Source organism: Asanoa siamensis, from assembly GCF_016862555.1.
Lineage (GTDB): Bacteria > Actinomycetota > Actinomycetes > Mycobacteriales > Micromonosporaceae > Asanoa > Asanoa siamensis.
Genome location: NZ_BONE01000086.1, coordinates 1 through 12175, shown reverse-complemented (window position 1 = coordinate 12175; position 12175 = coordinate 1). Strand labels below are relative to the sequence as shown.

Sequence of the window (12175 nt, the reverse complement as noted above, 5' to 3'; positions counted from 1 at the left end):
GGACACGCGGACACGGACGGATGCGCCCGGACCACCCGCCGACGCATGCGGACCCCGACGCACACCGCCGCAGCGCACGCGAACCCGTCCGGTCAAGGCCACCCTTCGCGGCCGCGGCCGCGCCGACGCGCAGAACGCGCTCACGCCCGCACGCCCCCCGATCCGCCAACCCCACCCCCGCCGCCTTTCGGGCGTTGAGCTGCTTAAACAGCACGGCGTGGCGTGCCGGGTGAGACCGAAGGGCCAGGAAAGGTGGACATCGCGGGTGGGGCGAAACCTCGTACGCAGGCATTGATATCGATCTTACCGTGAGTTAACGTGCGTTCACTCGCCGTTACCCGGCGGTAACTCGTGCACCCATTTGGGAGGTCGCGTGAGTACTGTCAAATCCCCCCGCCGGCTGATCGCCGTCCTCACCGCCGCCGCGGTTGGTGGGGCCCTCGCGGTCAGCTCACCCGCCCAGGCCGACCCCGGGCCGCCGCCCTCGTCGATGGCCAGTATGGGTGACTCGATCACCCGGGGCTTCAACGCCTGCGGCTTCTACTTCGACTGCACGTCCCGGAGTTTCAGCACCGGGTCCGACTCCGCGGTCAACAGCCACTACCTGCGGATCCGGGGCAGGAACAGCGCGATCAACGGGCGCAACTACAACCAGGCCGCGTCCGGTGCCAAGGCCGACGACATGCCCGGCCAGGCCACCGCCACCGTCGGCCGCGCGCCCCAGTACGTCACGATCCTCATCGGCGCCAACGACGCCTGCACGAGCTCCGAGAGCTCGATGACGTCCGTCGCCACGTTCCGCGCCCACATCGACACCGCCCTCAACACGCTCAAGGCCGGGCTCCCCGACGCCAAGGTCGCCGTGGTCAGCATCCCCGACATCAAGCGGCTCTGGGAGGTCGGCCGGACCAGCGGCACCGCCCGCACCGCCTGGTCGCTGTTCGGCATCTGCAAGGCGATGCTCGCCAACCCGACCTCGACCTCCGCCGCCGACACGAGCCGGCGCGACCGCGTACGCCAGCGGGTCGTCGACTTCAACACGCAGCTCGCCCAGGCCTGCGCCGCCTACGGCCCGAACTGCGACTGGGACGGCAACGCCGTCTTCAACTACCCGTTCAGCTTCAACCAGGTCTCGGGCTGGGACTACTTCCACCCGAACACGGCGGGCCAGGCGGCCCTCGCCCAGGTGAGCTACGCCGCCGGCTTCAACTGGTAACAGAAGGGGCCCCCGCCAAACCAGAAGCGGGGGCCCCGACCAGAAAGCTACGCCGGCCGCAGCCAGAGAGCGCCCAACGGCGGCACCCGCAACCGCGCCGACACCGGCATCCCGTGCCAGTGCACGTCATCGGTCGTCACGGCACCCAGGTTCCCGACCCCGGAACCCCCGTAGTCGGCCGCGTCGGTGTTCAACACCTCGGTCCACGCCCCCGAGCGCGGCAGCCCGATCCGGTAGTCCTCATGCGGAATGGCCGCGAAGTTGACGACGCACACCAGCGGCGACCCGTCCGGCGCGAGCCGGATGAACGCCAACGTGTTGTTCGCCGCGTCGTCGGACACGATCCACCGGAACCCGGCCGGCGTCGTGTCCTGCGACCACAGCTCCGGCGCCCCCCGGTAGAGGACGTTGATGTCGCGGACGAGCCGCTGCAACCCGGACCGCTGCGGATCCGACGGCAGCGACCAGTTCAGCCCCCGCTCCTCGTTCCACTCCTCGTCGTCGCCGAGCTCACAGCCCATGAACAGCAACTGCTTGCCGGGGTGCGCCCACATGAACGCGAGCAGCGCCCGCACGTTGGCGAGCCGCTGCCATAGGTCGCCGGGCATCTTGGAGAGCAGGGACCGCTTCCCGTGTACGACCTCGTCGTGCGAGATGGGCAGCACGTAGTTCTCGGACCACGCGTACACCATGGAGAACGTGACCTGGTTGTGGTGGTACTGCCGGTGCACCGGCTCCTTCGACGTGTAGAGCAGCGTGTCGTGCATCCACCCCATGTTCCACTTGAACCCGAACCCCAGCCCGCCGCCGGACGTCGGCCAGGTCACGCCCGGGTACGCGGTCGACTCCTCGGCGATCAGCACGACGCCCGGGTGGTGCTTGTAGACGGTCGCGTTCGTCTCCTGCAGGAACCCGATGGCGTCGAGGTTTTCGCGACCCCCGTACTGGTTGGGCTCCCACTGCCCTTCCTTGCGCGAGTAGTCGAGGTAGAGCATCGACGCGACGGCGTCGACCCGCAGACCGTCCACATGGAACTCGGCGCACCAGTAGAGCGCGTTGGCGACGAGGAAGTTGCGCACCTCGCGGCGCCCGTAGTCGAAGATGTAGGTGCCCCAGTCGGGGTGCTCGCCGCGCCGCCAGTCGCCGTGCTCGTAGAGCGGCGTGCCGTCGAACCGGGCCAGCGCCCACTCGTCGCGCGGGAAGTGCGCCGGCACCCAGTCGAGCAGCACGCCGATCCCCGACTGGTGCAGCCGGTCGACGAGATAGCGGAAGTCGTCGGGGTCGCCGAACCGCGACGTCGGCGCGTAGTAGCCCGTGACCTGGTAGCCCCACGAACCGCCGAACGGGTGCTCCATCACCGGCAGGAACTCGACGTGGGTGAACCCCATGTCCACGACGTATTCGGTGAGCTGGTCGGCCAGCTCCCGGTAGCTGAGCCCCGGCCGCCACGAGCCCAGGTGCACCTCGTAGACGCTCATGGCCTCCTGGTGCGGCCGGGCCGAGACGCGCCGGCTCATCCACTCGGCGTCCTTCCAGTCGTACGACGACTCGTCGACGACCGACGCGGTCCGCGGTGGCACCTCGGTGCGCCGGGCGAGCGGGTCGGCCTTCTCCCGCCACACCCCGTCCCGCCCGAGGATCCGGAACTTGTAACGATGGCCCACCGCGGCGTCGGGCACGAAGATCTCCCAGACGCCGCTGCTGCCCATCGACCGCATCGGCCACCCGTCGTGCGGCCCCCAACCGGTGAAGTCGCCGATCAGCCGGACCCCTTGCGCACTCGGCGCCCAGACCGTGAACGACACGCCGCCGTCGCGGACGCGGGCCCCGAGCGCCTCCCAGAGCCGCTCGTGCCGGCCCTCGTTGATCAGGTGCAGGTCGAGCTCGCCGATCGTCGGCCCGAACCGGTACGGGTCGTCGAAGACCCGCCCGTCCGCCTCGACCCGGTAGTCGACCACGGAACCCGGCACGGACGCTTCGAAGACCCCTTCCGGGTGTACGCGCGACGCCGGGAAACGCGAGTCGCCGACCACGATCGCGACCTGCTCGGCACCGCGGCGCAGCGTCCGTATCGTGGTGCTGTCGGCGCCCGGGTGCGCGCCCAGCGTCGCGTGCGGGTCGTGCGCCGTACCGGTGATCAGCTCGTCCGTCATCTAAGTCAGTCCCCTGCCTCGGTCCCCTCGCCTCACCGACGCGGTCGCACCGAGAGGATGTGCGCCGGCTCGAGGAACGGGTCGAGCCGGACCGCGTTGCGTTGGCCCCAGTCGTACGTGCCCCCGGTGAGCTGGTCCGTAACAACGAACCGCTCGTGCCAGTCCATGCCCAGCGCCGGCATGTCCAGGGTGGTGTTGCCCCACTGGACCCCGCCGCTGTCGAACGAGCAGATGACCAGAACGGTGTTGTCCGCCCGCGGGTCGTGTTTCGACCAGCACAGCAGCGCCGGGTTGTCGATCTCGTGGAAGCGCAGGTTGCGCAGCCAGTGCAGCGCGGGATTGGCGCGCCGGATCGCGTTGAGCCGGGCCAGGAAGCCCGCCAGCGAGCGGCCCGCGGCCTCGGCGCCGGCCCAGTCGCGCGGCCGGAGCTGGAACTTCTCGTTGTCGAGGTATTCCTCGGCGCCGGGCCGGGCCACGTGCTCGAACAGCTCGTAGCCGGCGTAGACGCCCCAGGACGGCATCAGCATGCTGGCCAGCACCGCGCGGATCTTGAACATCGGCGGCCCGCCGTGCTGCAGCGACTCGTGCAGGATGTCGGGCGTGTTCGGCCAGAAGTTCGGCCGCATGTGGTCGGCCGCGGCGACGAGCTGCTCGCAATATTCCCGCATCTCCCAGGCCGTCGTGCGCCAGGTGAAATAGGTGTACGACTGGCTGAAGCCGATCCTGCCCAGCCCGTTCATCATCGCCGGCCGCGTGAACGCCTCGGCGAGGAACAGCACGTCGGGATCGACCGCCTTGACCTCCGCGATCAGCCAGTGCCAGAAGTTGACCGGCTTGGTGTGCGGATTGTCCACCCTGAAGATCTTGACGCCTTGGGCCACCCAGTGCAGGACGACCCGCCGGATCTCCTGCCGGATGCCCTCCGGGTCGTTGTCGAAGTTCAGCGGGTAGATGTCCTGGTACTTCTTCGGCGGGTTCTCCGCGTACGCGATCGTGCCGTCGGCCCTGGTCGTGAACCACTCCGGGTGCTCCGTGACCCACGGGTGGTCGGGCGCGCACTGCAGGGCCAGGTCCATCGCGACCTCGAGCCCGTGCTCCGCGGCCTTCGCGATGAACGCCCGGAAGTCGTCGAGCGTGCCCAGGTTCGGGTGGATCGCGTCGTGGCCACCCTCCTCGGACCCGATCGCCCACGGCGACCCGACGTCACCCTCCTCGGCGACCAGCGCGTTGTTCTTGCCCTTGCGGTTGACGCGGCCGATCGGGTGGATCGGCGGCAGGTAGAGGACGTCGAACCCCATCTTGGCGACGCCGGGCAGGCGCTCCTGGGCGGTCTCGAACGTCCCGTGCCGGCTGTGGCCGCCCTGCACGACGGCGCCTTCGGAGCGCGGGAAGAACTCGTACCAGGCCGAGAACAGGGCCTTCTTTCGATCGACCCAGACGGGGTACGCGTCGCCGCGGCTGACGAGCTCGCGCACCGGGTGCTCCCAGAGCAGGTCGGCGAGGGCGAGGGCCGGCGAGACGCGGATGCCGAGCGCGAGGTCGTCGGCGCGCAGCGCCTCCGCGGCCTTGGTCACCCGGGAACGCTGGTCATCGGGTACGCCGCCCGCCGCCCGGTCGAGCAGCGCCGCACCCTCGACGAGGTCGTTGGCGAGGTCGGTGACGTCCTGACCGGCGGCGATCTTCTTCTCGACCGCGTCGCGCCAGCTCAGGTAGGGGTCGCTGAACGCCTCGACGAAGAACTCGCCCGCGCCGACCGACTCCGGGACGAAGCTGGCGTGCCAGCGGTCGGTGCCGGTCGCACCCGGGCGCATCCGGGTGAAGGGGCCCTCGGCCCCGCTCGGGTCACGCCAGACGACGTTGCACCCGACCGCGTCGTGGCCCTCGCGGAAGACGGTCGCGGAGACCGGGATGATCTCGCCGACGACGGCCTTGGCCGGGTATTTCCCGCCGCTGACGACCGGCCCGACCGCGTCGATGGGGATGCGGCCGGCGGTCGGGTCGGGCTCGACGGGCGCCTGCCGCCCGGACCGCGGCGCCCGCTCGGGATCGACCGACGCCAGCCCGGGAAGGGCGACCTCGGCCTCCCTCTCCGCGGCCTTCGCGGCCGCGACCACAACGTCATCGGCGGCCTTCGGGGCGGCGGCCGGCTCCGGCGCATCGGCCGGCTTCCCGGCGCCCGGCGTCGGCGCACCAGCCGGCTTCCCGGCGCCCGGCGTCGGCGCACCAGCCGGCTTGGCGGCGGGCGGGCCCGGCTTGGGTGCCGTCTGCTTGGCCCCGGAGGGACCCGGACGGGCCTCGGCCGGCGCGGGGCCGGGTTTCGGGGCCACGGCGGGCCCCGGTTTCGGGGCCGCGGGCTTGGGCGGACCCGGTTTGGGCGGGGTCGCCGCCGCCTTCGGTGGCGCCGGGCGGGCGCTCTCGGCCGGCGGCCGGGAGGCCCCGGCGGGGTTGGTGTCCGTCGGCGCGGGATCGACCTCAGCCATGATCTCCACCGTAGTCGCGTCCCCGCCCGCCGTCGCGCCGAGGACGAGGATTGTTCGCGCTGCGGCCCTTCCGGCCGCGGTTGTCGGTTTCCAGGCGCCCGGGCGGGTCAGGCCTCGACGCGCTGGCCCTTGCCGATCACCACGATGCCGTTGTCGGAGACCGTGAAGCGGCGCCGGTCGCGCTCCAGGTCGACGCCGATCTCCGCCCCCTCGGGCACGACCACGTTCTTGTCGAGGATCGCGTTGCGGACCACCGCGTGGCGGCCGATGTCGACGCCCTCCATCAGCACCGAACCGGACACGTGTGCCCACGAGTGGACCTTGACGTTCGGCGAGACGACCGAGTTCTCGACCAGCGACCCGGAGATCACCGCGCCCGGGGAGACCATCGAGCCGACCGCCCGGCCGACCCGCTCCTGCCAGCCGTGCACGAACTTGGCCGGCGGCCACGGGTTGTAGTCGGTGTAGATCGGCCACTCGAAGTTGTAGAGGTTGAACACCGGGTGGATGGCGATGAGGTCCATGTGCGCCTCGTAGAACGAGTCGAGCGTCCCCACGTCCCGCCAGTAGCCCCGGTCGCGCTCGGTGCTGCCGGGCACGACGTTGTCGGCGAAGTCGTAGACGCTGGCGGCCTGCCGCTCGACCATCATCGGGATGATGTTGCCGCCCATGTCGTGCTTGCTCGACGGGTTCTGCGCGTCCCGGGTCACCGCGTCGACCAGCGCCTCGGCCGTGAACACGTAGTTGCCCATCGACGCGAAGATCTCGTCGGGCGAGTCGGGCAGCCCCCGCGCGTCGGACGGCTTCTCCCGGAACGCCTGGATCCGCTTGCCGTCGCCCGCCACCTCGATCACGCCGAACTGGTCGGCCATCCCGATCGGCTGCCGGATCCCGGCCACGGTGACATCCGCGCCCGAGTCGATGTGCTGCTTGACCATCTGCGCCGGATCCATCCGGTAGATGTGGTCGGCGCCGAACACGATCACGTAGTCGGGCTTCTCGTCGGAGATCAGGTTGAGGCTCTGGTAGATCGCGTCGGCGGACCCCGCGAACCAGCGCGGCCCGAGCCGCTGCTGCGCCGGCACCGGCGTGACGTAGTTGCCGAGCAGGTTCGACATCCGCCACGTCTTGGTGATGTGCCGGTCCAGCGAATGGGACTTGTACTGGGTGAGCACCACCATCTTGAGATAACCGGCGTTCGCCAGGTTCGAGAGGACGAAGTCGATCATCCGGTAGATGCCGCCGAACGGCACGCCCGGCTTGGCACGGTCGGCGGTCAGCGGCATCAGCCGCTTTCCCTCACCACCGGCGAGCACCATCGCAAGGACTTTGGGGGCCATGAGCAGACGCTAGCCACCTCGCGGGCCATGCACCAGCCGAGCGTGGGTCACTTCGGCGGCGAGCCGGTTAAGGTTTCCGCTGTGGACAAGATCCGAGTCGATCTGCTGACCCGCGAGTACCCGCCGGAGGTCTACGGCGGCGCGGGCGTACACCTGGAATATCTGGCCCGCGACCTGCGCCGGCTGGCCGACGTCCGGGTGCACTGCTTCGGCGCGCCCCGCACCGAGCCGGGCGTCACCGCCTACCCGGATCCGCCGGGGCTCGAGGACGCCAACCCCGCCCTGCGTACGCTCGGCATCGATCTGGAGATGGCCAACGGCGCGGCCGGCACCGACGTGGTGCACAGCCACACCTGGTACGCGAACCTGGCCGGGCACACCGCCAAGCTGCTGCACGGCGTGCCGCACGTCGTGACGACCCACAGCCTCGAGCCGCTGCGGCCGTGGAAGGCGGAGCAGCTCGGCGGCGGCTACCGGCTCTCGTCGTGGGCCGAGCGCACCGCGATCGAGGCCGCCGACGCGGTCATCGCGGTCTCCGACGGGATGCGGCGCGACGTGCTCACCGCCTACCCCGCGCTCAACCCCGACCGGGTACGGGTGGTCCACAACGGGATCGACACGCAGCAGTACCGGCCCGACCCCGGCACCGACGTGTGGGACCGGATCGGCGCGGACCCGGCCCGCCCGACGGCGATCTTCGTCGGCCGGATCACCCGCCAGAAGGGCCTGCCCTACCTGCTGCGGGCCGCGCTGGAGCTCCCGCAGGAGGCGCAGCTCGTGCTGCTGGCCGGCGCGCCGGACACGCCCGAGATCGCGGCCGAGGTCACCGGCCTGGTCGACGCGCTGCGGCAGCGGCACGGCGGGATCGTCTGGGTGCCGGAGATGCTGCCGAAGCCCGACGTCGTCCAGCTCCTCACCCACAGCACCGTGTTCGTCTGCCCGTCGATCTACGAGCCGATGGGCATCGTGAACCTCGAGGCGATGGCCTGCGAGACGGCCGTGGTGGCCACCGCGACCGGCGGCATCCCCGAGGTGGTCGACGACGGCACGACCGGGCTGCTGGTGCCGATCGAGCAGGCCACGGACGGCACGGGTACGCCGCTGCGACCCGACCGCTTCGTCGCCGACCTCGCCGCCGCGATCAACACGCTGCTCGCCGACCCCGACCGGGCGCGACGGATGGGCGTCGCCGGGCGTACCCGTGCCGTCGAGCACTTCTCCTGGGCCTCGATCGCCGAGCGCACGATGGCGGTCTACCAGGATGTCCTGACCTAGGGCACCAGCACCGCGACGCCGTCGACGCGGTCGCCGGCCAGGTCCGCCAGGGCCCGGTCGGCGTCGGCGAGCGCGTACTCCTGGCGGTGCACCGACGGCGGGTGCGCCAGTGCGGCGGCCAGGTAGGCCCGGCCGTCCGCGCGGGTGTTGGCGGTGACGCTGCGCAGCGTCCGCTCCTCGAACAGGTGCCGCTCGTAGTTCAGCGGCGGGATGTCGGTCAGGTGGATGCCGGCGACCGACAGCGTCCCACCGCGGTCGAGAGCGGCCAGCGCGACGGGCACCAGCGTGCCGACGGGCGCGAACAGGATCGCCGCGTCGAGCTTGCCCGGCGGCCGGTCCGCGGCCCCGCCGGCGGTCGCGGCGCCGAGCTCCAGCGCGAGCCGCTGCGCGGCCAGCGAACGGGTCATCACGTGTACGGTCGCCCCCTGCGCGATGGCGATCTGGGCGATCAGGTGCGCCGATGCCCCGAAGCCGTAGATGCCCAGCGATCCGCCCGGCGGCAGGTCGGCGCGGAGCAGCGCCCGGTAGCCGACGATGCCGGCGCAGAGCAGCGGGGCGAGGTCGCGCGGGTCACGGTCGGCCGGCAGCGGGTAGACGTACGCCTCCGGCGCCGCCGCGTACTGCGCGTAACCGCCGTCGGCGTCCCAGCCGGTGTAGCGCGACTCGGGGCAGAGGTTCTCCATCCCGCGCCGGCAGTAGGCGCAGGTGGTGTCGGTGTGCCGCAGCCACGGCACGCCCACCCGGTCGCCGAGCGCGAAGGTGGCCGCGTCCGCGCCCCGGGCGACGACCCGGCCGACGATCTGGTGCCCGGGCACCACGGGGCTGCGGTGCGGCGGCAGGTCACCCTCCGCGACGTGCAGGTCGGTCCGGCAGACCGCGGTGGCCTCGACCTCGACCAGCACCTCGCCGGGCCCGGGCGTCGGCACGGGCAGCTCGGCCCGGCGCAGCGGGTGGTCGGCCAGCGGCCCCGGATCGACCACCTGCCAGGCGGTCATCGTCTCCGGAAGGTCGGTCACTCCCCCATCTTGACCGCTTGGAGCGTGTAGGTGAGCGGAACCCGCGCACGGCCCTCGGCCAGCCGCCACTCGTCGGCGTCGTCGCGGACCATCCGGCCGGGCAGGGCCTCCCAGGGCACGCTGTCGTGCTCGACCAGCATGGTCAGCCGCAGGCCCTGGCCGAGCAGGGCGGTGACGATCTCGCCGAGGCCGTGGTTCCACTCGTGGGTGAGGGTCTGGGTGAACACCGTGTCGGTGCTGACGTAGGTGCCGCCCTCGGTCCAGACCAGCGGTTCGGCGGTCTCGAAGTAGGGGTAGCGGACGACGAGCAGGTCGTCTTCGCGGCTGTCCTCGAGCGACCAGAGCATCGGGTGGCCCTCGCGGATGTGCAGGCGGCCGCCCGGCTTGAGCAGGCGGGCCACGACCTGCGCCCAGCGCTCCACCGAGGGCAGCCAGCACAGGGCGCCGATGCCGGTGAAGACCAGGTCGTACGCCGCGTTCGGCAGCACGTCCGCGGCGGCGTACACGTCGGACTCGACGAACTCGGTCGGGTCTCCGATCCGCTCCGCCAGCCGGCGCGCTTCGGCGACCGACGCCGGCGAGAAGTCGAGGCCGGTCATCCGGGCGCCGAGACGCGACAGCGAGACGGTGTCGTGGCCGATGTGGCTCTGCAGGTGGACGCCGCGCAGCCCGCGCAGGTCGCCCAGGCGCGGCACGTCGAAGCGGACAGTGTGGCTCAGGTGCGCCGGGTCGGCGGCGAACCGGTCGAGCCCGTAGTCCGGCGACGCGGCGTGCGCGGGCGCGCGCTCGTCCCAGTTGGCGCGATTGATCGTGCGGTAGTCCTCGGTCGTCACGACCGCGGAAGCTACCAGCGGCGACCTACCAGACGTAACCGAAATACAGCTCGGTGCCGGCGGCGCCGCTGCAGCGGTAGACGTCGGCGTCGCCGGAGCGGACCGCGGCGGTGCCGGCGGCCACGCAGTCGGCGTTGCTGGCCTGGCTGCCCTGGAAGTGCCAGGTGTAGATGCCGGCCTGGGCGGGCGCGGCGGCGACCGCGGTGACCGCGGCGGCGACGGCGCCGACGACGGCGAGCCGGGCGGCGAACGTACGAGCGGGCATGGTGGAGCCTCCCCCGTGGATATCGATCAACGTCGGTCAGGACGCTAGCCAGCGTTCGCCGGGCCGGTCAAGTCCTTCGATGCCCCGTGGTTTGCGCACTGCCAGTGCAGTATTGACACCCGTCACACCGGATGCCTACCGTCGATTTCCCTGCCTCTTCTGGGAGGAGCGCGACGATGCGCCGTACCCTCCTGTTCCGCGTCCTGGTGAGCACGGTGGCCGCCGTCACCGCCGTGACCACCGTCCCTTCGGTGGCGGCCGCCGGGGGCACACCCGGCAACCAGCCCCTTCCCGGCTACACGATCGTCAACCCCGCCCTGACACCGGCCACCGTGGACGGTCGGCCGACGACGGTGCGGCAGGGCACGCACCGGCACGCGGCCTACATCATCGAGGTGCCACCGCGCTGGAACGGCGACCTGGTGATGTGGGCGCACGGCTACCGCGGCCAGGGGACGGTGCTGACCGTCGACCCGCCGTCGTACGGGATGCGGCAACGCCTGCTCGACCAGGGGTACGCCTGGGCGGCGTCCTCCTACTCCGGCAACGGCTTCGACATCCGGGCCGGCGTGGTCAGCACGAAGGAGTTGGCCGACCTGTTCGGTGGCCTGGTCCGCCGTCCACACCGGACGTACATCGCGGGCGTGTCGATGGGTGGCTACGTCATCGGGCGGTCGCTGGAGGAATACCCCGGGCTCTACGACGGCGCCCTGCCGCTCTGCGGGGTGATGGGTGACCAGCGGCTGATCGACTACTTCCTCGACTTCCAACTGACCGCGGAGGCGCTGAGCGGCGTCGCCTCGTACCCCGCGGGTCCCGACTATCTGGGCACGGTCGTACCGGCGACACAGGCCCGGCTCGGCCTGGTCGGGCTGAGCCCGACGGCGCCGGAGCCCACCGACGCGGCGGGCCGGCAGTTCCGCGACATCGTCGTCAACCAGAGCGGCGGCCCCCGCCCGGGCGCGGCGGCCTCGTTCGCGTACTGGAAGGACTTCCTGTTCGGGCTCGGGGCACCGCCCGAGGCGTCGGACACGCCGGCACAGGACCCGGGCCTGATCTCGACGAACGTCTTCACGCGGTACGCGCCGAACGCGCCGGTGAACGTCAACCGGTCGGTGCGCCGGGTCGCACCCGAGGAGTTGGCGCAGCGCCTGTCGCCACGGCTGACCCAGGTCCCGCGGATCGAGGGCCGCCCGCGCGTGCCGGTGCTGTCGCTGCACAGCCTGGGCGACATGTTCGTGCCGTTCGTCAACGAGCAGCAGTACAAGGCCGACGTGGACCGCCACGGCCGCGCCCGGCTGCTGGTCCAACGCGCGATCCGGGCGACGGAACACTGCGAGTTCAGCCCGGCGGAGGTCGGCACGGCGTGGGACGACCTGGTGAACTGGGTCCGCCACGACCGCCGGCCGGCCGGCGACCGCCTCGACCCACGGTCGGTGGCGGCCCCGGACTACGGCTGCCGCTTCAGCGACAGGGCGGCCTACGGGACCGGCACCCGGCGCCTGTATCCGGCCTGCGCCTGACGAGGACGACGGGGGCCCGCGCGGGTCCCCGTCGTTCCGGTCCCTGCGCGGGCCGCGGGGTCAGGCGAAGGGCT

At 71.7% G+C, this 12175-nt stretch carries 9 protein-coding genes; 3 read left to right on the top strand and 6 right to left on the bottom strand.

Going from position 1 to position 12175, the window contains the following annotated elements:
- Window positions 1–373 precede the first annotated feature (373 nt).
- A complete protein-coding gene (locus Asi02nite_RS34180) occupies window positions 374–1216 on the top strand; it encodes an SGNH/GDSL hydrolase family protein (protein WP_239127420.1) in 843 nt (280 codons plus the stop codon).
- Between the two features lie 47 nt (window positions 1217–1263).
- Here Asi02nite_RS34180 and glgB read toward each other — a convergent pair whose 3' ends face one another.
- The 3 genes from glgB to glgC all read right to left on the bottom strand — a co-directional run bounded on the left by glgB (window position 1264) and on the right by glgC (window position 7189).
- Window positions 1264–3369 carry a 1,4-alpha-glucan branching protein GlgB gene (glgB, locus tag Asi02nite_RS34175; protein WP_203718162.1) on the bottom strand — a complete coding sequence of 702 codons (2106 nt, stop codon included), beginning with the start codon at window positions 3367–3369 and terminating at the stop codon, window positions 1264–1266.
- A 32-nt stretch (window positions 3370–3401) separates the two neighbouring features.
- Window positions 3402–5849 carry an alpha-1,4-glucan--maltose-1-phosphate maltosyltransferase gene (locus Asi02nite_RS34170; protein ID WP_203718161.1) on the bottom strand — a complete coding sequence of 816 codons (2448 nt, stop codon included), beginning with the start codon at window positions 5847–5849 and terminating at the stop codon, window positions 3402–3404.
- Between the two features lie 107 nt (window positions 5850–5956).
- Window positions 5957–7189, bottom strand: a complete 1233-nt coding sequence (glgC, locus tag Asi02nite_RS34165) for a glucose-1-phosphate adenylyltransferase (protein ID WP_203718160.1) — start codon at window positions 7187–7189, stop codon at window positions 5957–5959.
- Between the two features lie 81 nt (window positions 7190–7270).
- Here glgC and glgA point away from each other — a divergent pair, with 81 nt between their 5' ends.
- Entirely contained in the window at window positions 7271–8464 is a 1194-nt protein-coding gene (gene glgA, locus Asi02nite_RS34160) for a glycogen synthase (protein WP_239127419.1), read from the top strand.
- On the opposite strand, the gene Asi02nite_RS34155 is transcribed toward glgA, so the two are convergent.
- From Asi02nite_RS34155 to Asi02nite_RS34145, 3 genes are read right to left on the bottom strand one after another with little or no spacing between them, the layout of a single operon-like run.
- Entirely contained in the window at window positions 8461–9480 is a 1020-nt protein-coding gene (locus Asi02nite_RS34155) for a zinc-binding alcohol dehydrogenase family protein (protein WP_203718159.1), read from the bottom strand. The genes glgA and Asi02nite_RS34155 overlap by 4 nt on opposite strands.
- Complete coding sequence (locus Asi02nite_RS34150; protein ID WP_203718158.1) at window positions 9477–10313, bottom strand: class I SAM-dependent methyltransferase; 837 nt, start codon at window positions 10311–10313, stop codon at window positions 9477–9479. The genes Asi02nite_RS34155 and Asi02nite_RS34150 overlap by 4 nt, the downstream gene beginning before the upstream one ends.
- Before the next feature lie 25 nt (window positions 10314–10338).
- Complete coding sequence (locus Asi02nite_RS34145; protein ID WP_203718157.1) at window positions 10339–10578, bottom strand: hypothetical protein; 240 nt, start codon at window positions 10576–10578, stop codon at window positions 10339–10341.
- A 176-nt stretch (window positions 10579–10754) separates the two neighbouring features.
- Between Asi02nite_RS34145 and Asi02nite_RS34140 the strand changes: the two genes are divergently transcribed.
- Window positions 10755–12101 carry an alpha/beta hydrolase family protein gene (locus tag Asi02nite_RS34140; protein ID WP_203718156.1) on the top strand — a complete coding sequence of 449 codons (1347 nt, stop codon included), beginning with the start codon at window positions 10755–10757 and terminating at the stop codon, window positions 12099–12101.
- The last annotated feature ends 74 nt before the right edge of the window (window positions 12102–12175 follow it).